Here is a 21,776-nt window from a genome sequence, read left to right on the forward strand (position 1 = left end):
AATACCGCTTCGAGTACTGACTACCCACCTGGCACTACTTCCTCTGGAACCTCATGTCCCAGTCTCCAGGTGTCCAGTCACAAGGGGAAGCTTCACTTCGGTGAATACCCCACCAACTTCAACAAGGGCGCCGAGGAAGCACCGTCCAACCCATTCGGGTTCACCGGCGAGTACACCGAACAGACCATCAAGCACGACTACGACGCGGTCGCCACGGTAATCAACCTCCGCGCCCGAAACTACGACCCGGACACCGGCCGCTTCACCAGCCGTGACCCGTACGTCCCGGACGCGACCACCCCCTACACGCAGCCGTACGCCTACGTAGAGAACAGGCCGACCAGCCGCACCGACCCGAGCGGCATGTGCAGCATCACCACGCAGATGAAGGACCTCTTCACCGGAAACTTCGGCTGGAACAACAACTGCGCCCAGGAAGACCGCGAAACCGCCGCCAAATCCCCCGCCGCCCAGTCGGCCAAAGCCCTCTCCGACAACCTCACCAAAGCAGGCGTCGAGGTCTTCGGCAACACCGGTATCGGGCTCCTCGACGGCTTGACCCTCGGCGGATTCAGCTACCTCACCGGCGCCCAGATCACCTGCCCGCCGGCCTACAACGTGGGCCTCTATGCAAGCATGGTGCCCTTCCCTGTCACTGGTGGTGGGAAGAGGTTCGCAGCAGAGGTTGCCGAGCGCGGATTGTGGAGGCTCACCGCCGAAGGCTCCTCTAAGATCATGAAGGGCGGTCCCTTCAAGACGACGTTCTATAAGAGCAGTTCGGATGCAACATGGTGGACATCGGACATTACGGGACACGGAGGTTCTACCTTCAAGGTCTACCGAGAGACCAAGAAGGGGCTGGAATGGATCGCGGACGCAGATCGATACGGTACCTACATGGAACACAAGTGGAAAGGCGAAACAGGTCGATTCATCCCCTGGAGTCAACTGAGGGGCGTAGCGAAATGATCGAGTCAGTCGAGGAGTTCCTGAGGCTGTGCTCCAGTGACGACCCTGACGAGTATTATAGGGCAAACACAGAGCCGGCGTCTCTGGAAGTGTGGAGAGAAGTGGTCGACCGCTATCCGGACGCCCGTTTCTCGGTCGCGCACAACAAGACGGTTCCCCTGGAGATTCTCAGGGTGCTTGCAATCGATCCTGATCCAAGGGTCAGGTCCATGGTCGCGATGAAACGCAAGCTGACCGCCGACATTCTCAAGGAATTGGCGATGGATCCCGATGAATCTGTCAGACTAACCGTCGCCCGCCACAAGCGCGTGCCCAAAACTGTTCTGGAAGATTTGCGGTCGGATGATTGGGATGTGATCCGAGAGGTGGCGCAGGAGCGGATCAGGAACGATTACTGACCTCAGGGTGCACTCTCGGATCTGAGATGAGGCGCTTCCCGTGGATGCGAAGTAGAGCGCGGGAAGCGCCTCATGGTATTGACCCTCATGCACCTGGAACGGTCACGGAGGGTGTCGATGCGTGGAGTAGCCGAGCTTCAAGCTCTTCTTCGGCTTTCAAACCAGCGAGCGCTGAGTCGGTTGATCTCAAGAGTCGTTGGCGAGTTTCCTCTGGAACTCGGCGAGGGCAACAGCAAAGAATACTGGAAGGACAGCAAGCTCCAGGACGTTCGCTTTCCGATCCTGCTGGACAAGGAGGAGTATCCGGGGCAATTGCTTTGCCGGATACTCGCTGCTGGTTGGTCGGTGGCCAGACCTTGGACCATGTTTAGTGTGGGCGAGCTTTTCATGTCAGGATGGGAATTTGTCGCCATCGCCACAGGAATGCTGACATGAAGATTCCCGGTGTGGAATGGTTGAGGATCTCACTTATTCTGGATGATGTTACGCCAGGATGAATATACGGAGTTTGATGGGTGCGGCTCACAGTCCGTTGGTGTGAGATCTTCACGCAAGGCGCGGCTGACGAAAAATCTGCCTCAAATTCTCTAGTGCAGAGCGATCGTAAGATGCCACACTTCTCTCGCTTGATTCATTCGGTTCACTGGAACTAGGAAGTGGCTCATGGTTTTAGGTATACGCCCGAATGTTTTCGTCGCCATCGGTGGAGCGTTGGCAATACTCGGTGGGGCCGCCGCGCAAACAGCTACGGCAGAGCCGCTGTCCGAGGCGCACATTCAGCGGCAGCAACTGGTACACCAGGCCGCGGGCGACGTACGGGCGGTGGACGCCGAGGTCGCCAGCGCGGGTTTCCCCTTCAGCCTCACCCGCTTTTATCACTGGGACCCGGAGGCACCAGCGGGTCTGCTGGGCAAAGGCTGGAGACTCAGTCTCGAAGCCAGACTGGTTCCATCCGCGAACACGGTGACCCTCGATGAGGCGGACGGCACCGACACCGTCTTCACTCGACAGGCCGACGGTTCGTACACCGCGCCGGCGGGTGCGCAGTATGCGCTGACGGCCGCGGCAAACGCGGGCTACTCCCTCGTCTCCCAGGACGGTTCGTCCCGCGAATTCGACGCGACCGGACGTCTCACCCATTGGCTGAACGCGGCCGACGAAGGTTTGCAACTCGTCTACACCCCGACCGGTCGGATAGCCTCCGTCACTGATGCGGAGGGACACGCGGCGGCCTTCTCCACCGATAGCGAGGGGCGACTCCTGCGTGTCACCTTCGTCGGCGGCGTCGTTACGTACGTCTACAGCAGCCAGGGCTATCTGACCAGGGTGGCAGGCGTCGACGGAAGCGTGCGGACATACGCCTACGACGCACAGGGACAGCTCATCTCCTGATCCACGTCTGAAGAGCCAGGGCCTCTCAGCAGCTCGCGGATCCGAATCGGATTGTGCCCTTCCGGGAGGCCCTGGCTCGTATGTTGCACATGTCCAGGCCCGACCGCTTCAACTCGGGCGAACGAGCGCGTGATTGCATCGCGCGATCGGCGGCCTGCGGGCAGGGGCGAGCAATCGTCGGATTCTGTGGATCACGGGCTGCTCATCTTGCTCGTGGCCACGCATCGACTGCGCCGGAACGGAGGTCGGCCCGGACGAGTCGCACTCCGCCCGTCCGAGCCGTCCCCCGTTCCCGCTACTCGTTGCGTGCCGTTTCGGGTCCCGTGATGCGTCTGAGCAGCGGCATCGTGGATGCGATGACCCCCAGCGAGACGATGAGCCCGGCGAGCACGATCGCGTAGTACTGGATCCCCGGTGCCTGGATCGAGTACCTGAACTGGGCCTGCAAGAACAGCTGGGCGGCCAGGAAGCCCGTTCCGATCGCCACCACGGACACCACCAGGAGCGGGACCGCGCTCTCCAGCAGCACCACCCGGCGGAGCACCCCGAGCTGGACGCCGGTCAGCCGCAGCAGGCTGAAGGGGCGCTTGCGGTCGCGCAGGCCCCCGGCCACGCTCACCGCCAGGCTGCAACCCGCGATGGGGAAACTGACCAGGATGACGACGTCGGCCAGTTGCCGGTACCCGGCCAACTGTCCGCCCCGTTCGGCATGGTCCTCGCGGACGGTCCGTGGGACGTCCTGGCCGGGATAGGTGTTCGTGAGGATGGTGCGCGCGCGTTCGATCGCCGACGCCGATCCGTCGGTGGCCACGACGATCTCCTGGACCGGGAGGCGGGCCAGCCGCTGGGCGGAGATGCCGGCGGCGGGCCATGCCGTGGGCCAGTGCTCCCAGTCGTACGTGCCGAAGGTGCCGTAGTTCTGGGTGACCGACGCCGCTTCGGCTCCGGAGGCGCAGGCACTGTGGGCCGGCATTTTCGCCAGCTCAGCGCAGGAGGCCAGGCCGGCCACCAGCGGTGACGCTGAACCGTCGGAGTCCTGGTCGGCCGGGTCCGGGGTGCCGAGCGGGTTCGTGTGGATCATCAGCACGCCCGTGACGCCCGGTACCGAGTTCAGGTCGCCGAGCGCGGCCTTCGACAGCGGGGGCACGCTGCCGGTCTCGCGTCCGGTGGCGCCGTCGAAGCCCTGGGTGTAGTGGCCGCCCAAGGCGCCGGCCACCGTCTTGCCGGCCTGCGGGATCCCGCGCTCGGCGTTCAGCGAGCCGATGATCCCGACGGCCGTGCTGGTGACGCACAGGGCGAGCACCAGCCCGCTGACCGCCCGGAAGCCGGCCTTCGGGTCGTCCGCGAGCCGCCGGCCCGCCACGAGCAGCGCGGGCCGGCTGGTGAACCGGGCCAGCACGCGGGCTCCGGCCATGGTCAGCCAGGGGCCGGCGATGACGAGTCCGGTCAGGACCAGCAGGATGCCCGGGACGAAGACCAGGATCTGGCCGTTGGTGCTCCTGGGCACCCGGCCGATGACGTACGAGAGTTCGGCGATACCGGCGGCCAGCGGGATCACCCGGTGGACCCGCGGCGGGCGCGGCGTGACGCGCCGGGTGACCCCGAGCGGGGAGACCTGCACGCGGCGCAGGGCGATCCGGGCCGCAATAGCCGCTCCTACCGGGACGGCGACGGCGACGAGAAGGATGTCACCGGCGCCGAGCGTGAGATCGTCGGCGAAGTACCGCGTACCCGTGAGGTCGACCGCCGTCAGTTGCGTACGGAAGAGGGCGAAGAGGCCGAAGCCGAGGGCCGTGCCGATGAGTGCGGCGGCCGTCGACTCGACGGCCGAGATCATCGAGATCTGCCGCGGCGTGGCGCCCACCAGGCGCATCGCGGCGAAGCGCTGCTCACGGCGGGCGGCTGCCAGCCGGGTGGCCGTGCCGATGAGGATGAGCACGGGGAAGATCAGCGCGGTGCCCGCGACGGAGAGTATGAGCTTGATGCCGCTGCTGTCGATGCCCGTCCTGACCGTGCAGTTCGTGCCGTTGCAACTGCTCGGTGTCACGGCGGTGATCGAGGTGACCCGGGTGGCGCCGGGCTGCTTCGCGAGTTGGCCGGGGCGGTGGCCGATGACGACGAGCAGGGAGTCTGGGCCCGGGAGCGCCGCCTTGCCGACCGTGCCGACCTGCCGGCCGGGATAGCGGTCGGCGAGTTCGGCGGCCGGGGTGGAGCGGAGGATCTTGCCGAGGGCCGGTGAGGCGTAGAACTCGCCCGGCCCGGGAAGGCGCGGGAGTCCCGGTGGGATGGGGGAGTCGGGGCCGGTGGCGGCGACGTCGACGCGGCCGATGGTTTCGCCGTCGAACCGGTCCGCCCTGAGCAGCCACCACAGCGGGTCCGCGCCCGTCTTCGCCGTCGACCGGCTCGACTCGCTCGTGCCGGTCCCGGTCCCGGTGCCGGTGCCGGTGTTGAGCCAGGCGTTCCGGCTGTTCTGGGTGGCGGTGGCGTTGACGGCCGCCAGGATACCCAGCAGCAGACCGACACCGAGGGCGACGGCGGTCGCGATGACGGCGAGACGGGAGGCCGCCTCCCTGCCGCCGCTCAGGGTCAGGCGCAGGCCGAGGCGGATCACGAGGCGAGCCGCCCGACGGACAGCGGCGTCACCTTGCCGTCGCGGACGATGACTTCGCGGCTCGCGAAGGCGGCCACCCGCGGCTCGTGGGTGACGAGGACGACCGAGGTGCCCTCCTCGCGCACGGAGGCGACCAGCAGGTCCATCACGTGTTCGCCGGTGAGCGAGTCGAGCGATCCGGTCGGTTCGTCGGCGAACAGCACCCTGGGCCGGGAGACCAGGGCGCGGGCGAGGGCGACGCGCTGTGCCTGCCCGCCGGAGAGTTCGCCCGACCGGCGACCCTCAAGACCGTCCAGACCGAGCCGCCCGAACCACGGCCGGGCCTCGGCCAGCGCGCTCGACCTGCGGGACTTGGCGAGCAGCAGCGGCAGGGCGACGTTCTCCTCGGCGGTCAGCTCGGGGACGAGCTGACCGAACTGGAAGACGAAGCCGAAGTGGTCCCGGCGCAGCGCGCTGCGCTCGGGCTCGCGCATGGTGTCGACGCGGCGGCCGTCGAACCAGATCTCGCCGGATTCGGGTACGAGGATCCCGGCCAGGCAGTGCAGCAGGGTGGACTTGCCGGAGCCGCTCGGTCCGGTGACGGCGAGGATCTCGCCGGCCCGCGCCGAGAAGTCCGCACCCTGCAACGCGGGCGTCTGCCCGAACGACAGGACTGCGTCGCGCGCTTCTACGAGGAAGCCGTCGTCCGATCTCATGAGCGCACCTCCGCCGCCAGGGCGCCGAGACGTGCCACGGTCTGGTCCATCCACCGCAGATCGGCCTCCAGGTGGTACACGCCGTGATCGGAGAGCAGCGAGTCGATCGTGCTGCCGGACCGGCGCAGTTCCGTCAGCTCCCGCATCCGCTCCATGTGGGAGGCGCGCTGGATGTCGAGGTACGCGCGAGGGTCGCGCTCCAGCAGCAGCGCCAGTACGACCTTGGTGAACAGCACCGTCTGAAGGTGCGGTTCACCCGCGACCGGTTCGGTCAGCCAGGTCTCGACCTGCGTGACCCCCAGTTCGGTGATCACGTAGCGCTTGCGGTCCGGTCCGGACCCGGGCTCGGTCTCGCCGGCCTCGACCTTTCCGTCGCGGGCGAGGCGGCCCAGGGTCGAGTAGACCTGCCCGGCGGGCAGCGGCTTGCCCCGGCCGAAGTAGGTGTCGTAGTCGCGCTTGAGGTCGTAGCCGTGGCTCGACTCCCGTTCGAGGAGTCCGAGAAGTGCCAGTGGGACAGTCATACCTCAGTGTCTACACTCAGTATCTACTCGGCGTCAATCGGCGGATTGGCGGGGCCGACGGGCTGAGAATCCGGCAAGGCTCCGGAAAATCAGGGCCGGGGCTGGGCAACGGAAGGGGCTGGGAATGCGTGAAGACCGCGGACGGCTGGTTCGAACCGGCCCGGTGGCGCTCACGGGGCCCGCGTCGGATGTGGACACCGCGTGAGGTATGTCGCGGTCAGACCGCCCGTTTGTCACAGGAGTGTGCTGGCCCGGCCCGCCTGCGAACAACTCCTGTTCCGCCGCCCTCCAACTGCGCAGAAGGGCCCGCACCGGGTGGTGGGCCGGAATCCCGACCTACGGAGAAGCGATGCGCAGCAACAAGAAGCTCTCAGTTCTCGCCCTCGTCGTCGCGGCCGCCGGCCTGTCCCTGACGGCCTGCAACCCCAGCGAAGCCGGCGTCGCCGGTTCGGCGTCGGCGTCGGCGTCGGCGTCCGGCGGCGCAGCCGACCAGAACGGCACCTCCGGCAGCGGGTCCTCGGGCAGTGGTTCCTCCGGCAGCGGTTCCAACAGCGGCGGCACAACCGGCGGCTCCGGGTCTTCCGGTTCGGGTTCCGGTTCCGCATCCGGCGGTATGTGCAAGACCGCGAACCTCACTTTCTCCGCCATGCACGGCATCTCGGGTGAGGGTCAGGAGATCGTCAGCCTCACGAACAGCGGCTCCAGCACCTGCACGATGCACGGTTTCCCGGGCGTCGACCTCTCGAACGGCTCGGACACCACCGTCAGCGCCGACCGCAGCAACTCCGACGTTCCCACCGTCAAGCTGGCCCCCGGTGAGAAGACCGAGTTCGTCCTGAACTACCCGTTCAACAACAGCGGCGGCACCGGCTTCACGTTCACCACCCTGATCGTCACCCCGCCCAACGAGACCCACTCCAAGACCCTCAGCGCGTCCATCAACGTCCCCGTCGACAACCCCGACCAGCCCAGCAACGGTGGCATCACCGTCAACGCGGTCGGCGCGGGCAAGTAGCCGCCACACCCTGGGGCTCAGCCCGACCCCCGGCCTCAGTTCGACCCCCGGCCTCAGCCCACCCCCGGGGGTCGCGGCCCGCCCCCGCCCTCAGTCCGACCGTTCCTCCAGGTACCGCGTGTGCGACTCCTGCCGCCGTGCCTCCGCCTCGCGCAGCGCCGACGCCAGTCGTTCGGCTTCCTCGTGCAGCAGGGTGAGCTGTCGTTCCAGATGCCGTTCCGGCGGTTCGGTGCCCGGCGTCAGCCGGGTCCACCACCGGGTGCGGACGAACGTGTCGACCGCCTCCGGGATGTCCTGCCGTACGGCCCGCGCCAGCGCGTGCAGGCCCTCCGGGTCCTGGGCCAGCACCTCGGTGACCCAGCCCGGGTCCAGCAGGGCGGTCAGTAGCTCGGTCAGCTCGGTGAGCCGGCCGGCCGCGGCGGGCGGCAGTTCGATGTCCGCGAGATAGCCGCGCAGCTTCTCGTAGTCGCCGCGCAACTCGTCGAGCTGGGCGGTTGGGTCCGGGAAGTCCGGCACCGCGGGGCGCTCCGGCGGGGCGATCAGCGCGCCCGCCCCGTACAGCCCGGCCACCACGACCGGCCAGTACGGTCCGGCCACCCCGGTGAAGGTCAGCACGAGCCCCGCGAGGCCGCCGGCGCCGCCCGCGATGTTCTTGCCGGACTCCAGATAGCGCACGAACCTACTGGTAGCCACGGATCTCCTCGAAGGCGCCGTCGAGCGAGCCCGTACGGGCGTCGAACAGCCGGCCGCCGGTCAGGTCGGCGATGTGCGTCAGCTCCGCCCGGTCGGAGTCACCGAAGAGGATGGGGAAGACCGGCGTCTCGCGCCCGGCCCGGTCGAGCCCGCGGTAGAAGGCGTCGAACTCCCCGGCCTTCGCGCCGGTGGTGTTCTGGCCGTCCGTCATCAGCACGATCGAGGTGAAGGTGTCGCCGCCGCTGCCCAGGTGCTGGTACGCCTTCTCCAGTGAGGTGTAGACGGCGGTTTCGCCCTGCGCGGTCAGCGCTTCGGTGTCCGTGCGGATGGCGTCGAGGCCACGCTGCGGGTCCGCCGGGCCGACCACGTGGGTGCGCACGCTTTTCACGTCCGACCCGAACGGCATCAGGGTGACCTCCTCGCGTTCGCGGAAGTCCCCGGTGAGATCGGTCAGGGCCTTCTTCAGCCGGGCCAGCCGGTCGCCCCTCATCGAGCCCGAGGTGTCGAGTACGTACACCGTGCGTGAGGGGCGGCGCAGCTTGTTCTCGTACGCGTCGACCAGCCCGTCGGCGACGGAACGGGTGCCGGGGAAGGGCAGTTCGCGCCGCCGCCCGGTGTCGAGGCCCGCGGCCGGCTTCACCGAAGGGACGACCGGACGGCGGTGCGTCTTCTCGGTGATCATGCGCTGCACGGAGTCGGTGCGCAGTGCGTCGGTGAGCCGGCGTACGTCCTGTCGTGCGGTGGCACCCGCGGAGGCGAGGGAGGAGAGCGGGTAGTCGGCGGTGATCACACCGTCGGTGGGCCGGATGACGGTCAGGCCCGGGATGCCCTTGAGGACGGACTCGTAGTTGAGCAGGGCGCCGACGTTGCCCCGCCGCTCGTACGCCTGCGCCAGCCAGCCCGACGAACCCGAGGTCAGCTGCTGGCCCTTGAAGAACTCCTTGAGCCGCGGTGCCGCCTTCGCGACATCCGCGTCGGTCAGCGCGGACTGGGCACCGGAGAGGGCGGAGGCGACCGAGACCAGTGCGGAGAAACCGGAGTTGGAGCGCAGCGGGTCGGTCATGCCGTACGTCAGCTTCCCGTCCTGCACGGCCTGTTCGAGCCGGGCCCAGGTGACGTCCGACGGTTTCCAGTGCAGCCGGTTCAGCACCGGCTGCGGGATGCCGATCGCGACCGGACTCGACATGATCGGCGTCTCGGAGACGACCTTCTTCGTCGCCTCCGGACGCAGCCGCAGGTAGTCGTCCGAGGACAGCCACAGCGCGTCGTACTTGCCGTCGGTCAGTCCCTTCGCCACCAGGGTGATCGCGTCGAGGGTGCCCATGTAGGTGGGCTTGACGGTGATGCCGGTGTCCTTGCGGATCCGGTCGAGCACCGGCGCCATGTCGGAGAGTTCGCTGGAGGCGAGGAGGCGTACGGTGCCGGGCCTGGCCCGGTCGCCGTCCGAGCCGTCCTTGTCGTCCTTGGACCCCTGGGTGGACGTGCAGCCGGTCAGCAGGGCGGCGGCGGTCGCGAGGACGGCGAGGCGTCGTCGTATCACGCAAGGCCCCCGTCCAGGGCGCCCCGGTTCCGGCTGCGCTCCAGATAGCCACTGGCGTGCTGGAGTTCCGCGGTGAGGTTCTCGACGGTCGTCGCCATCGCCTCGGTCGCCTGGACCTTGTAGGTGTCGATCGCGTCCAGGGTGCGGTAGATCTGCTGGAAGGCGGACCGCAGGGTCTCGGCACCGACGGCCGGGTCGGCGGCGATCCGCTGGATCTCCCCGCTCTGCGTGCTCAGCATCTCCGCGTTGCCGCGGATCAGGTCCTCGGTCGTCCCGCGCAACGCGTTGACCTGCTCGATGACCTTCTTCTGGTTGTCCAGGGCGGAGGCCAGCATCACGGAGATGCGCAGCGCCGAGACGGTCGTGGTGGCCGCACGGTCGACGCCCTTGATCAGCTCGTCGTTGTTGCGGCGTACGACGTCCATGGACAGGTAGCCCTGGGCGCACACCGCGAGCTGGGTCAGCAGGTCCTGGTGCTTCTGCCGGACCGGGAAGAGCACGTCCGCGCGGAGGGCGTCGGCCTGCTGCGGATCGCCGGCCTCCACAACGGTTATGTGCGACTCGACGGCCGAGTCCAGGGCCTCGGTCAGGACCACGTACTCCTGGAGCTTGCCCATGGTCTCCCACAGCCGCACCCGCTCGGTCTGCAGCGCGGCGTTGTCGCGGCGCAGCTCGTCCTGGCCGCCGCGCAGCGAGCCGACGATCTTGTTCAGGGTGCCCTGCGCGGAGGCGTACTTGGCGACGTGGTCGCGCAGCCTGTTGCCGCCGGGCAGCTTGGACAGGAACTTGCGGCCCTTGTTCACGGGCAGGTCGCGGGGGTCCAGGTCCTCGACGACCCGGCGGAGTTCGACGAGCGATCCGGCCACCTTGGACTGGGCGTCGCCGCCCTTGCTCGGCAGGCTGTTGACGGCGCGTTCCAGCATGCGGTTGGACTGGGCGGCGGCGCTGCGCATCTCGCCGGAGCCGAGGCCCGTGATCTCCCCGACCTTGCCCGCGAACTCGGGCGAGCGGGAGTCGAGGGCGGCCAGTCCCTCGATGTACGCGGCGGCCTTGCGGGCCATGTCGGTACGGACGCTGTCGTCGACGGGCACGAGACCGCCGGCCTTCTCCCGGGGCACGGGGGCCACGGCCTCGGGCGGGATGAGCGTGAAATCGCTGTCGGCACTGGTCACTTGGAAGATTCCCCCTTATCCGCGGGCCCGGCGTGCCATCTGGTGCAGCACCTCGGAGGTGGGCACGGGCGCCTGCCGGACTCCGGTCAGCTTCTGGTTGAGATAGGCGGCGTCGTCGGCCGTGGCCGAGACGAACTCGGCGGTGTCGCCCTGCGGGCGGAAGCCGTGCTGGACGGCCAGCTTGCGCAGGGCCGGGTCGGTGCTGAGCAGGTCACCGAGTTCGCGGCCCGCGTCGGTCAGCGGGACGACGGTGTGGTCGCTGTTGACGGTGGTGTCCGGGTAGAGGACGACCAGGTCGTCGACCGAGTGCTGTTCGCGCAGGAGCGTGGCGACCTGTGACTCGTACACCAGCACCAGCGGATTGCCGGCCCCGCTGATGAAGTCCCGGAAAGGCCCGTCCGAGCTGGACTGCTGGGCGCCCTGCACGGCGATCAGCTTGTGCAGCAGCGGTGCGGTGCGGTCGATGTCGGCCGTGCTCGCGGCCACCTTGCCGCCGCCCGCCACGTAGGAGGCGTCCGCCAGGTAGAGCGCGCCGGAGTTGGAGGACTCCGGGTCGGTGCTGGTGATGTAGAGGGTGCCCGTCAGCTCGGTGTGCCGGGCGGCCCCCTTGAGCTGCTGCCAGGTCCGGTCGTGGGCGGCGGCGTCGAGGTAGGCGCCCATCTTCAGGGTGCCGCGGCTCTTGCCGGCGAGCGTGGCCAGCCCGTTCGCGGCGAGCACGTCGGCCGCGTTGCGGTGCGCCACGACGACGAGCGGCGAGTAGAAGGGGCGCGGCAGCGGCTGGCGCGCGTGGTACTTCCCGGCCAGCGCGTCGGCCGGGGCCTGGCTGGACGGGAAGGCGAAGTCGTACCCCTTGAGGTCGAGGTCCTCCATCGCCCATGACCCGGACGCCTCGGTCTTGACGGTGAAGCCCTTGGCGGCGAGGGCCTTCACCACGGTGGGATCGGCGAAGAACTCGGCCTTCTCCGATCCGATCACTCCCTGCACGGTCTTCGTTGCCGTGCCCTTGTCCCCGCCCTGTGGATCCTGTCGGCCCTGACGGCCCAGCGCGACGGCCGCCACCACACCGCCGACCAGGAGCACCGCGAGGACTATTCCCGCTATACGTCTCACGCCGGGGACACTGCTCCCGGAATTCAACGTTCAGTAGCTGCGTGGATGAACGAGGGGTGTCGGACCGATCCCGTTATGCAACGGGAATCGGTCATTCCCCTTGCTGCTGTGGGGAGTTGGTCCAACGTGCGGGCGCCCTGTGCGCATCCGGCCGTCGCCGGTCCGGGCCGAGGCGCCCCGTCCGCTCAGACGGCGATGTCGAAGAAGAAGAGTTGCACCAGACGGTGCGTGCCGTCGTCCTTGCCGGCGAAGTGCTCGTACGACGTGGCCGAGTGCATCAGCTTCGCGTCCCAGATCACCAGTCGGTTGTACTGACCGGAGATGGACTCGATCAGCTCCCAGTTGTCCTCGTGCTGGATGTTGTACGCGTCGTAGACGACCGAACGCGCCGCCTCGACGGCCTCCGGACTGCCGAGGCGTGCCTCTTCCTTCGGGTGGTGGGGCGCACGCCGGCAGCCGTAGGTCCGGTCGCGCCAGAAACTCGTGCCGGCGCCGGCCGGCGGGTTCGGGTTCAGGTAGATCGCGGCGGCGTAGCTCTGCGTGTCGTGGTGCCAGACCAGCGGGTCGTCGTGTGCGGTCTGCTGGAAGACGCCGTTGGCGCCGTGGCCGAGCCACTCGGTGACCGGAGTGCCGAGCAGCCGCGAGAACTCCTCGCGCAATCCGGGCCAGAGGTACCGGTGGTCGCTGCGCAGTCCCTTGAAGTACGCCAGATCGCTGTGGAATTTGGTGTTGAGCGCGATCCTGCGTACCTCGTCCGGGTCGTCGAGGAAGTCGTCCACGGAGAGCAGGTGCGGTGCGGTGGGGGTGAACAACCGCTTCGCGGCGGGCCTGCGCTGTGCGTCTTCCAGGACGTCGGCGGGGATCACGAACGGCAGTCGGGCCGGGCCGCTGGAGATCAGATAACCGTCGTCACCGCGGTCCTCCAGCACGATGGCGGATTCTCCGCCGAAGTTGACCTGCTCTCCCTGGGTGAACGACATGGGCCGGACTTCCTTCGCCGTACGCTGATGGACACCCGAAGATTACGGGGCGACTTCTCGCAATCGCCAGGTTTCACGGCGTAAGTACCCTTATCGGCGCAGTCGTCGGATCAATACTGCTGCGGTATGCGGTCCCGGGCTCCGGGCCGTGATCAGGAATATCTTCCGCTCGCCCGGACCGGCCGACGGGTGGGCGGCAGGCCCGTTGTCACCGTTTTTGAGAGCAATTCACCTATCGTGCTGCCCATGCGCGGAATTCTGCTGGCCGGCGGCACCGGCTCGCGGCTGTGGCCGTTGACCCGCTCGGTGTCGAAGCAATTGCTGCCGGTCTTCGACAAGCCCATGGTCTATTACCCGCTTTCCACACTCGTGATGGCCGGAATCCAGGAGATCCTGGTCATCACCACGCCCGAGGATCAGTGCCATTTTCGTCGACTGCTGGGTGATGGCAGCCAACTCGGCCTGCGCCTCGAATATCTGACACAGGAGCGCCCCGAGGGAATTGCTCATGCATTCGTACTGGGCGCCGACTTCATCGGCGGTGAGTCGGTCGCCCTGATCCTGGGCGACAACATCTTCCACGGGAGCGGCCTCGGCACCAGGCTGACCCGGCAGGACGATCTGACCGGCGGTAGGGTGTTCGCCTATCAGGTCGCCAACCCGTCGGCGTACGGCGTGGTGGAGTTCGACCACCAGGGCCGGGCCCTGTCCATCGAGGAGAAGCCGGCCCGGCCGAAGTCCCGGTACGCCGTGCCCGGACTGTACTTCTACGACAACCGCGCCGTGGACATCGCCCGCGGCCTGCGGCCCAGCGCCAGGGGCGAGTTGGAGATCTCCGACCTCAACCGGGTCTATCTGGAGGCCGGGGCGCTGCAGGTCACCCGGCTCGACCGGGGCACCGCCTGGCTCGACACCGGGACCTTCGCCTCCATGGTCCAGGCGTCGGAGTTCGTGCGGGTGATCGAGGAGCGGCAGGGCTTCAAGATCGGCTGCGTGGAGGAGGCGGTCTGGCGGGCCGGCCTGATCGACGACGACAGGCTCGGGGAGTTGGCGCAGCCGCTGCTCAAGAGCGGATACGGCCACTATCTGCTCGGGCTGCTGGAGGACACCCGGCAGCGCGTCATGCCCCAGCGAAGCCGATCCTGAGGGAGCGAACAGGTGAGACAGCTCGGTATCGAAGGGGCGTGGGTGGACACGCCCCGGGTGTTCACGGACGACAGAGGCCGATTCCACGAGTGGTTCAAGGACGACACGTTCCGCGGTTCCACCGGCCAGGGGCTCCACCTCGCGCAGGGCAACTGTTCCCGCTCCGTGCGTGGGACCCTCCGCGGCATCCACTACGCGTCCGTCCCCCCGGGTCAGGCCAAGTACGTCACCTGCGTGAGCGGCGCCGTCCTCGACGTGGTGGTCGACATCCGCACCGGCTCCCCGACCTTCGGGCGATGGGAGGCGGTACGTCTCGACGACTCGACGCACAACTGCGTCTATCTCTCGGAAGGGTTGGGCCACGCATTCATGGCGCTGGAGGACGATTCCACCGTCGTCTATCTGTGCTCCCAGGGGTACGCGCCGCAGCGTGAGCACGGAATCAATCCGCTCGACCCGATGCTGGCCATCGACTGGCCCGGGCATCTCGAGCCGCGTCTTTCCGAGAAGGACGCGGCGGCGCCCACGCTGGCGGATGCCGAGCGGCAGGGACTGCTGCCTTCCCTCAAGGACTGCACCGCGTATCGCGGTGGTCTCGTGGAAAATGCCAGGTAATGCTTCTGGACCGGCCGGCCGGGATCCGTGACAAGGGAAATCTGCGGGGAAGGTGCTATGCGGTTTCCCTTTCTGCTCTCGGACGCTGATAAAACGTTACATGCGATGCGTTGGGGCCGCACGGGTGATCCTTGTCCGAGGCGTTCCGCGAGCCGTAACCAATCAATTGCCTACCGCTTGACAATGGCTTCGTTCGTTGCCAAAGGCGACGCAATCCGCATGCGTGGAAAGCGCACTGAGTGTGCACGTTCGCGGTGTGATTCCCTCCCATCCCGTGAGGAAGGTTCTCTTGAGCCGGAAAAGTGTTCGAAGTTCAAATCTGAGGTCTGCCACGCTGGTGACGGCGGGTGCGGTCGCGGTGGTGCTCAACGTCGCGCCGAGCGCGACGGCCATTGCCGATGCGATCCACCGGTCCAGCAGTGCCGGTGCCGTTCCCTACGCGGTTCCAGGACTGCGTGCTGGAAACGAGGGTGTGCGCCGCGACGACGACGGCAAGTACGGCGACCGCGATGGTGCGTACGGCAAGGACCATGGCGTGTACGGCGACGATGCCAAGGGTGGCGACCGCGGCCACCAGGGTCACCAAGGCCACCAGGGTCATCAGGGCAAGCCCGGCCCGCAGGGCCCGCAGGGCTTCCAAGGTGCGCAGGGTTTCCAGGGTGACAAGGGCCACCAGGGCGACCGGGGCTTCCAGGGCCACCAGGGCTTCCAGGGTCACCAGGGTGCCAGCGGTGGCGCAGGCAGCCAGGGTGCACAGGGCTTCCAGGGCTTCCAAGGCTTCCAGGGCTTCCAGGGTCACCAGGGTGCCACCGGTACGGTCGCTGGAACCTACGTCAACACCGCCTCTGGCCGGCGGACCGTGACGGCCTCCTGCAACACCGGCGACTTCGCCACCGGCGGCGGCGCCCTGGCCGCGAACGGCGACCTCGTCGAGACCTTCCCGGCGAACGGCAGTGGTACCACCTCACCCACGGAGTGGACGGCCACCACCACCGCCAACAACCCGAACAACATCACCGCCTACGTGGTCTGCGTCAAGACGACGTGAGGCAGTTTCCGCCCGGATGACGAGCGATCAGGTGCCCCGGGGCTTCGGCCTCGCGGGCACCGTTCGCTTGATGCAGGACGAATCGACCCGGCGCCGGACGCCGGGAGGCAGGGACACTCGGAGAACCATGCGCATCCTCGTGACCGGCGGCGCCGGATTCATCGGTTCGGAATACGTCCGCCTACGGCTGGAATCGGATCCGGAGACGCGGATCACCGTCCTGGACAAGCTCACTTATTCGGGGGTCGAGGCGAATCTGGAGCCCGTGGCCGAGCACCCCGGATACACCTTCGTCCGAGGCGACATCTGCGACCCGGACGTCGTCGACCAGGTGATGGCGGGCCAGGACGCGGTGGTGCACTTCGCCGCCGAGTCGCACGTGGACCGGTCGATCGACGGGGCCGGCCCCTTCGCCCGCACCAATGTGATGGGCACTCAGGTGCTTCTCGAAGCGGCCCGGCGACACGGAACCGGCCGCTTCGTCCAGGTGTCCACCGACGAGGTCTACGGCTCGATCAGCGAAGGCTCCTGGACCGAGGCATGGCCCCTGGCGCCGAACTCCCCCTACGCCGCGTCCAAGGCCGGCGCCGACCTGCTGGCCCTCGCCCAGCACCACACCCACGGCCTGGACGTCGTGGTCACCCGGTGCACCAACAACTACGGGCCGTACCAGTTCCCCGAGAAGGTCGTCCCCCTCTTCATCACCAACCTGCTCGACGGGAAGCCGGTCCCCCTGTACGGGGACGGCCGCAACATGCGCGACTGGCTGCATGTCTCCGACCACTGCCGGGGCATCGACCTGGTCCTGCGGGGCGGCCGGGCCGGAGAGGTCTACAACATCGGCGGCGGAACCGAGCTGTCCAACCACAAGCTCACCGGGCTGCTGCTGGACGCGGTGGGCGCCGGTTGGGACCGGGTCGAGTACGTGGCCGACCGCAAGGGCCACGACCTGCGCTATTCCCTGGACGACGGCAAGATCCGCGAGCAGCTCGGCTACGTCCCGCAGGTGTCCTTCGCGGACGGCCTGGCCGCGACGGTCGCCTGGTACCGCGCCCACCGCTCCTGGTGGGAGCCGCTGAAGGCACGGGCGGCCCTGCGATGACCACGAGCTGGCTGGTGACCGGTGCGGGCGGCATGCTCGGCCAGGACGTGCTGGCCGAACTCGCCGCCGATCCCGATGCCGTCGTGACGGGACTGAGCCGGCAGCAGCTCGACATCACCGACCCGGCGGCCGTCCGTGCGGCCGTCCCCGGTCACCGGGTGGTCGTCAACTGCGCGGCCTTTACGGACGTCGACGGCGCCGAACGGTCCGAGCCGGCGGCCACCGCCGTCAACGGCACGGGCGTGGGCCATCTCGCCCATGCCTGCGCGGACGGCGGCGCCATCCTGCTGCACGTCTCCACCGACTACGTGCTGCCCGGCGACGCCCGCCGGCCCTACCCCGAGGACGCGCGGACGGGGCCCGTGAACGCCTACGGCCGCAGCAAACTGGCCGGGGAACGAGCAGTCGCCGAACTCCTCCCCGAGACCGGCTACATCGTGCGTACCGCGTGGCTCTACGGAGCACACGGGCCGAACTTCGTGGCCACCATGCTCGAACTCGCCGCCGCCCGCCGGACCTTGGACGTGGTCGCCGACCAGCACGGACAGCCGACCTGGTCCCGGGCTCTCGCCCGGCAGCTGGCCGCCCTGGGCCGCGCCGCACTGACGGGACGGGCACCGGCCGGCATCTATCACGGCACGGCGTCCGGCCGGGCCACCTGGTGCGGTCTGGCACGGGAGACCTTCCGGCTCAGCGGCCTCGATCCGGAGCGGATCCACCCGGTCGGATCGGACAAGTTCCCGCGTCCTGCACCGCGCCCGGCGTTCGGTGTCCTCGGCCACGGCAACTGGCGGAAGGCCGGGCTGGAGCCGCTCCCGCCGTGGGAGGACCAGTTGGCCTCGGCCCTGCGTGCGCCGGCCTTCACCGCCCTGGCCGACGCGGCGCGTTCGACCGAGCGGCCCTGAACGCACGAGGCACCCCGCGGGATTCGAACATCCCGCAGGGCGCCTCGTGGGTCACCGCCCTAGACCAGCAGGGGACCGCCGCATCGTGCGGCGCCTTCCTTCATCGCGATGAGGTTCGCGACCACGTACGAGATGTCGTTCCGGGAGTGCCACTCGGACGGGTAGTAGGTGGCCAGCCGCGACTCCTGGAACCTCGCCTCGATCTCCGGCACGAAGGCGCGGTACTGGTTGTCCGTGTAGTACCAGAACGAGTTCTCGTTGTAGTAGGCGACGTGCGTCGGGTCCTGGTAGGCGCCGCGGCCGTCGGAGCTGGGCGTCATGCTCAGGAGCATGCCGCCGGGTGCCAGCAGCCGGTACAGCTCGTTGATCAGCGGAACCTTCGACGGCACGTGCTCCAGGAAGTCCACCGCCCGCATCAGGCCGACCGAGTCGTCGGGCAGATCGAGCTTCCCCGGCAGGGTCGCGACGATGTCGACGGCCTCACCGGGGTACTGGTCCACGCCCAGGTAGCCGGGCGGCTTCCGGTGCGCCGCGCCGAGGTCCAGCGCGAGCAGGCCCCGCCGGGCGGTCCAGGCGAGGGCGTTGGCCTCGATGTACTTGTCGTACAGGGCGACCGTCTCGCGCTGGATCTGTGCGTTGATCTCCGGGTCGCGCTGGGTGTTGTCCGGGTGCATCCGCTGGAGGTACAGACAGCGTGGGATGTGGTGGAAGTCGCCGATGTGGAACAGGCGGCACATCAGGTCCTGGTCGTCCAGGACCGTACGGGCGGCGTCGTACCCGCCGGCCTTCTCGTAGGACTCCTTGCGGAACGCCCGCACGTGGTTGGGAGCGTACCAGATGTAGGCGACGTTATGGGGCGTGGGGGCCATGGACTGCGCCTGGAGCAGCCTGCGGCCGTCGACGCGCACCTCGCTGTACTGCCAGCCGTGCGCCTCGTTGAAGCGGGAGTCGTCCCGCTTGCCGTCCTCGGTGATCTGCGCGCTGTTGCTGTAGACGAAGACGACCTCGGGATGCGCGTCGAACGCCTTGCCGACCTCCGCCAGGCACGACTTGGCCAGCAGGTCGTCGTGGTCGAGTTCCACCAGGATCTCTCCGCGCGCCAGTTCACAGGCCCGGCGCTTCGCCGCTCCGACCCCCTGGGCGTCGTCCGCGATCTCCACCCGGACCCGCTCGTCGGGTCGCTCCGGCCGCCAACGGGCGCCGTTGTTGAGCAGGACGATCCACTCCCAGTCGGAACGGGTCTGCGCCTGCAGCGTCGCCAGACAGTCGTCGAGGAAGCGGGGCCGGTGGCTGGGGGTGAAGACCGAGAACCTCGGTGTCGCCGTCGACGTCATCTGCTGCTCCCTGTGTGGCTCGGCGAGGTGGGTGGAGGGCTTACGGAATCCCGGAACTTGTTCTGAGGGGCTAGTTCCAGAACCCGCCGGTAGCTACGGGCAGCCCCTTCGGAATTGTGTTGCTGCTCTTGGGAAATCCCGGACCGCAAAAGCATATTGGCATTTCGGAGCATGTGGTTCACTGGTGACGGAGCCTTGGATTCCGAGGGCCGGCCGACGCGGAATCAGTTGCCCAGAGAATCATCCCGGCGGCAATCGCTGTCGTGCCCGCGAGCCCTGCCCGCAATCTTCTACGTTTCACTTTGTCACATCTCGTGGAATAGTGGAAAGCGGATGGAACCGGCTCATCTCGGTTGGTCGGCAAAGAGATTACGACGCCGCTTTGATGGCGCGGACTTTCGGCAGGCACTCGGCGAACGCGAACCACCCGGATGTACGAGTTGAAAACGGTTTTTCCGGGCCGGCCCGATCAACAGCATCGGGCGAGGGCGTGCACGGACGGGGGAAACATCCGCCCGATGCCCGCGGCCGACGTCATTCGTCATCTCCCGCTCGGCTGGTTGCCGGTGAAGGGGCGAGGGATTCCCGGTACGACGGCGGCACTTGGGGAAACAGCGAGGGGTCGGCCGCCACCGCGCGACGGTACTCGTCCACGGCCTCGCCGACCCGTTTCTGCTGTGCCAGGATGTCCGCGAGCTGCAGGTGGGCCGTGGAAGCTCCGGGTTTGGCGGCGATGGCCCGTCTCAGGAGTCCGATGGACTCGGCGGGCTCGCTCGACTTCAGCAGGATCGCCTTGTTGAAGAGAGCCTGCGGGAGCGACGGATCGGTCTTCAGGGCCTCGTCGTAGTCCGCACGGGCTTCGCTCGTACTGCCCGCCCGCTGGGCGATGACGCCCAGGTTGTACCAGGCGAACTTGTTCCGGGGGTCCAGTTCCAGAACCCGCCGGTAGCTACGGGCAGCCCCGTGGTAATCCTGTTTCTGATCTTTTCTAATTCCCTCCTGCAGAGCCGAGTCGGCCTCCCCGAGAACCCGGTTCGCCGATGTCCGGGCCTCGGAGTCCGGGTCCGCCGCCAAGTGGGACGCAACCGCCCATGCTGTCACCCCGGTGACAACAGCACCCGCGCCGGTGAGCGCTGCCAGCAATCTCCTGTGTTTCACGTTGTCACATCTCGTGGAATAGTCGAGGACGGATGGGTGTCTCATCCCGGGTGGCCGGCACCGAGATTACGACGGAATCCCGATGGCGCCGCTACTCGGCAGGCGCTTGGCGAGACGTGATCCACCCGAATGCGCGAGCCGGAAATGAATGGTGCGGGCCAGCCTCATTGCACGGCGCCGAGCGTCTGGATACGGTCACGCATCGTTTGTGTGCTGCCGCTGAGTTGGATGGGACCCGTGAAGTCAACGATCTGTCTGAACATGATCGTCAAGGATGAGGCCCCGGTGATCCGGCGTTGCCTCGAATCCGTACGGTCCTTGATCGACAGATGGGTCATCGTGGACACCGGTTCCACCGACGGTACGCAGGACATCATCCGCGACGTCTACCGCGATCTGCCCGGCGAACTGTACGAACGGCCCTGGAAGGGGTTCGACGGCAGCCGTACCGAGGCGATCGGACTCGCCCGCGCCACCGCGGACTATCTGCTGTTCATGGACGCGGACGACGTGATGGAGGTGCCGCCCGGCGCCCGACTGCCGCAGCTGGCTCTCGACGCCTACCGGGTCGGCATCAGCAGTGGGCCCCACAGGTACCGGCGGCGTGCCCTGGTCTCGACCCGCATGCCGTGGCGGTACGTCGGCGTCCTGCACGAGTACCTCGACTGCGGTTCGCAGTACACCGTCGGGACGCTGGAAGGCGCCACCATCGTCGTCCTGGGCGACGGGGCACGCAGCAGGGGGAAAAGCCCGCGGGAGAAGTACCTGGCGGACGCCGAACTCCTCCAGCAGGGCCTGATCGAGGAGCCCGACAACGAGCGCTATGTCTTCTACCTCGCCCACAGCTGGCGCAGCGCCGGTGAACCCGAGAAGGCGATCGAGAGCTATGACCGGCGGGCGGGCATGGGCGGCTGGGACGAGGAGGTCTTCTGCTCCCGGTTGTTCGCCGCGCAGTTCGCCGAAGAACTGGGGCGACCGCCGGCCGAGGTGATGGACCGCTACCTCGGCGCGTACGCGAGCCGCCCGACCCGTGCCGAACCGCTCGGCGAGCTGGCGCGCTGGTGCCGCGTCAACGGACAGCGGTGGCCCCTTGCCCACCTCTTCGCGCGGGAGGCGGCACGCCTCCCGTATCCGAGCGGCGATCACCTGTTCGTCCAGGCGGACTGGTACGACTGGCGCGCGCTCGACGAACTCGCGGTGTCCGCCTACTGGTCCGGCGAGTACGAGGAATCGGAGAAAAGCTGTGAACGCCTGCTGATGGGCGACAAGCTGCCCGCCGAACACCGTGACCGCGTGATCCAGAACCTGGAGCTCTCACGACGCCACCTGCGCTCGAAGCAACTGGTCGGGGTCTGAGGGCCGGTTCACGGGC

Annotated in this window: 23 protein-coding genes; 11 read left to right on the forward strand and 12 right to left on the reverse strand. The window is 67.9% G+C overall.

The window, feature by feature from the left end; all coding sequences use genetic code 11:
- Positions 1-69: 69 nt before the first annotated feature.
- The 4 genes from ACFYPJ_RS35190 to ACFYPJ_RS35205 all read left to right on the forward strand — a co-directional run bounded on the left by ACFYPJ_RS35190 (position 70) and on the right by ACFYPJ_RS35205 (position 2,759).
- Entirely contained in the window at positions 70-969 is a 900-nt protein-coding gene (locus ACFYPJ_RS35190) for an RHS repeat-associated core domain-containing protein (protein ID WP_389025679.1), read from the forward strand.
- Complete coding sequence (locus tag ACFYPJ_RS35195) at positions 966-1,367, forward strand: HEAT repeat domain-containing protein (RefSeq protein ID WP_389025680.1); 402 nt, start codon at positions 966-968, stop codon at positions 1,365-1,367. Before ACFYPJ_RS35190 ends, ACFYPJ_RS35195 begins: the two co-directional genes overlap by 4 nt.
- Positions 1,368-1,484: 117 nt before the next feature.
- Positions 1,485-1,802, forward strand: coding sequence for a hypothetical protein (locus ACFYPJ_RS35200; protein WP_389025681.1), 318 nt, complete (start codon positions 1,485-1,487; stop codon positions 1,800-1,802).
- 228 nt (positions 1,803-2,030) lie between these two features.
- Positions 2,031-2,759 carry a DUF6531 domain-containing protein gene (locus ACFYPJ_RS35205; RefSeq protein WP_389025682.1) on the forward strand — a complete coding sequence of 243 codons (729 nt, stop codon included), beginning with the start codon at positions 2,031-2,033 and terminating at the stop codon, positions 2,757-2,759.
- Between the two features lie 295 nt (positions 2,760-3,054).
- On the opposite strand, the gene ACFYPJ_RS35210 is transcribed toward ACFYPJ_RS35205, so the two are convergent.
- The 4 genes from ACFYPJ_RS35210 to ACFYPJ_RS35225 all read right to left on the reverse strand — a co-directional run bounded on the left by ACFYPJ_RS35210 (position 3,055) and on the right by ACFYPJ_RS35225 (position 7,234).
- Positions 3,055-5,370, reverse strand: a complete 2,316-nt coding sequence (locus tag ACFYPJ_RS35210; protein WP_389025683.1) for an FtsX-like permease family protein — start codon at positions 5,368-5,370, stop codon at positions 3,055-3,057.
- A complete protein-coding gene (locus ACFYPJ_RS35215; protein WP_389025684.1) occupies positions 5,367-6,065 on the reverse strand; it encodes an ABC transporter ATP-binding protein in 699 nt (232 codons plus the stop codon). Before ACFYPJ_RS35215 ends, ACFYPJ_RS35210 begins: the two co-directional genes overlap by 4 nt.
- Positions 6,062-6,586 carry a PadR family transcriptional regulator gene (locus ACFYPJ_RS35220; protein WP_389025685.1) on the reverse strand — a complete coding sequence of 175 codons (525 nt, stop codon included), beginning with the start codon at positions 6,584-6,586 and terminating at the stop codon, positions 6,062-6,064. The genes ACFYPJ_RS35215 and ACFYPJ_RS35220 overlap by 4 nt, the downstream gene beginning before the upstream one ends.
- A gap of 336 nt (positions 6,587-6,922) precedes the next feature.
- Positions 6,923-7,234, reverse strand: coding sequence for a hypothetical protein (locus ACFYPJ_RS35225; protein ID WP_389025686.1), 312 nt, complete (start codon positions 7,232-7,234; stop codon positions 6,923-6,925).
- On the opposite strand from ACFYPJ_RS35225, the gene ACFYPJ_RS35230 reads away from it, so the two are divergent.
- Complete coding sequence (locus ACFYPJ_RS35230) at positions 7,233-7,601, forward strand: DUF4232 domain-containing protein (protein ID WP_389025687.1); 369 nt, start codon at positions 7,233-7,235, stop codon at positions 7,599-7,601. The two genes, ACFYPJ_RS35225 and ACFYPJ_RS35230, sit on opposite strands and share 2 nt — an antisense overlap.
- A gap of 90 nt (positions 7,602-7,691) precedes the next feature.
- Here ACFYPJ_RS35230 and ACFYPJ_RS35235 read toward each other — a convergent pair whose 3' ends face one another.
- The 5 genes from ACFYPJ_RS35235 to ACFYPJ_RS35255 all read right to left on the reverse strand — a co-directional run bounded on the left by ACFYPJ_RS35235 (position 7,692) and on the right by ACFYPJ_RS35255 (position 13,096).
- A complete protein-coding gene (locus ACFYPJ_RS35235; protein ID WP_389025688.1) occupies positions 7,692-8,294 on the reverse strand; it encodes a hypothetical protein in 603 nt (200 codons plus the stop codon).
- Positions 8,281-9,831 (reverse strand): substrate-binding domain-containing protein, encoded by a 1,551-nt coding sequence (locus ACFYPJ_RS35240; RefSeq protein WP_389025747.1) that lies wholly within the window; start codon positions 9,829-9,831, stop codon positions 8,281-8,283. Before ACFYPJ_RS35240 ends, ACFYPJ_RS35235 begins: the two co-directional genes overlap by 14 nt.
- Complete coding sequence (locus tag ACFYPJ_RS35245) at positions 9,831-11,006, reverse strand: toxic anion resistance protein (RefSeq protein WP_389025689.1); 1,176 nt, start codon at positions 11,004-11,006, stop codon at positions 9,831-9,833. The genes ACFYPJ_RS35240 and ACFYPJ_RS35245 overlap by 1 nt, the downstream gene beginning before the upstream one ends.
- Before the next feature lie 15 nt (positions 11,007-11,021).
- A complete protein-coding gene (locus ACFYPJ_RS35250) occupies positions 11,022-12,116 on the reverse strand; it encodes a hypothetical protein (RefSeq protein ID WP_389025690.1) in 1,095 nt (364 codons plus the stop codon).
- A 185-nt stretch (positions 12,117-12,301) separates the two neighbouring features.
- Positions 12,302-13,096 carry a DUF6445 family protein gene (locus tag ACFYPJ_RS35255; protein ID WP_389025691.1) on the reverse strand — a complete coding sequence of 265 codons (795 nt, stop codon included), beginning with the start codon at positions 13,094-13,096 and terminating at the stop codon, positions 12,302-12,304.
- A 246-nt stretch (positions 13,097-13,342) separates the two neighbouring features.
- Between ACFYPJ_RS35255 and rfbA the strand changes: the two genes are divergently transcribed.
- Positions 13,343-14,242, forward strand: coding sequence for a glucose-1-phosphate thymidylyltransferase RfbA (gene rfbA / locus ACFYPJ_RS35260; protein ID WP_389025692.1), 900 nt, complete (start codon positions 13,343-13,345; stop codon positions 14,240-14,242).
- 12 nt (positions 14,243-14,254) lie between these two features.
- The gene (gene rfbC / locus ACFYPJ_RS35265; protein ID WP_389025693.1) at positions 14,255-14,857 is read left to right on the forward strand and encodes a dTDP-4-dehydrorhamnose 3,5-epimerase; all 603 of its coding nucleotides are present in this window, start codon (positions 14,255-14,257) and stop codon (positions 14,855-14,857) included.
- Positions 14,858-15,170: 313 nt separating this feature from the next.
- Here rfbC and ACFYPJ_RS35270 read toward each other — a convergent pair whose 3' ends face one another.
- Positions 15,171-15,656 carry a hypothetical protein gene (locus ACFYPJ_RS35270; RefSeq protein ID WP_389025694.1) on the reverse strand — a complete coding sequence of 162 codons (486 nt, stop codon included), beginning with the start codon at positions 15,654-15,656 and terminating at the stop codon, positions 15,171-15,173.
- A gap of 60 nt (positions 15,657-15,716) precedes the next feature.
- Here ACFYPJ_RS35270 and ACFYPJ_RS35275 point away from each other — a divergent pair, with 60 nt between their 5' ends.
- From ACFYPJ_RS35275 to rfbD, 3 genes are all read left to right on the forward strand, one after another.
- The gene (locus ACFYPJ_RS35275) at positions 15,717-15,905 is read left to right on the forward strand and encodes a hypothetical protein (RefSeq protein ID WP_389025695.1); all 189 of its coding nucleotides are present in this window, start codon (positions 15,717-15,719) and stop codon (positions 15,903-15,905) included.
- A gap of 127 nt (positions 15,906-16,032) precedes the next feature.
- Positions 16,033-17,007 (forward strand): dTDP-glucose 4,6-dehydratase, encoded by a 975-nt coding sequence (gene rfbB / locus ACFYPJ_RS35280; protein WP_389025696.1) that lies wholly within the window; start codon positions 16,033-16,035, stop codon positions 17,005-17,007.
- On the forward strand, positions 17,004-17,912 hold the full coding sequence (rfbD, locus tag ACFYPJ_RS35285; protein WP_389025697.1) for a dTDP-4-dehydrorhamnose reductase: 909 nt from the start codon (positions 17,004-17,006) through the stop codon (positions 17,910-17,912). The genes rfbB and rfbD overlap by 4 nt, the downstream gene beginning before the upstream one ends.
- 59 nt (positions 17,913-17,971) lie before the next feature.
- Here rfbD and ACFYPJ_RS35290 read toward each other — a convergent pair whose 3' ends face one another.
- Positions 17,972-19,246 carry a glycosyltransferase gene (locus tag ACFYPJ_RS35290; RefSeq protein ID WP_389025698.1) on the reverse strand — a complete coding sequence of 425 codons (1,275 nt, stop codon included), beginning with the start codon at positions 19,244-19,246 and terminating at the stop codon, positions 17,972-17,974.
- A gap of 534 nt (positions 19,247-19,780) precedes the next feature.
- The gene (locus tag ACFYPJ_RS35295) at positions 19,781-20,404 is read right to left on the reverse strand and encodes a tetratricopeptide repeat protein (RefSeq protein WP_389025699.1); all 624 of its coding nucleotides are present in this window, start codon (positions 20,402-20,404) and stop codon (positions 19,781-19,783) included.
- A gap of 237 nt (positions 20,405-20,641) precedes the next feature.
- Between ACFYPJ_RS35295 and ACFYPJ_RS35300 the strand changes: the two genes are divergently transcribed.
- Positions 20,642-21,760, forward strand: coding sequence for a glycosyltransferase (locus ACFYPJ_RS35300; RefSeq protein ID WP_389025700.1), 1,119 nt, complete (start codon positions 20,642-20,644; stop codon positions 21,758-21,760).
- Positions 21,761-21,776: the final 16 nt, after the last annotated feature.

Source organism: Streptomyces sp. NPDC006012 (genome assembly GCF_042871185.1).
Lineage (GTDB): Bacteria > Actinomycetota > Actinomycetes > Streptomycetales > Streptomycetaceae > Streptomyces.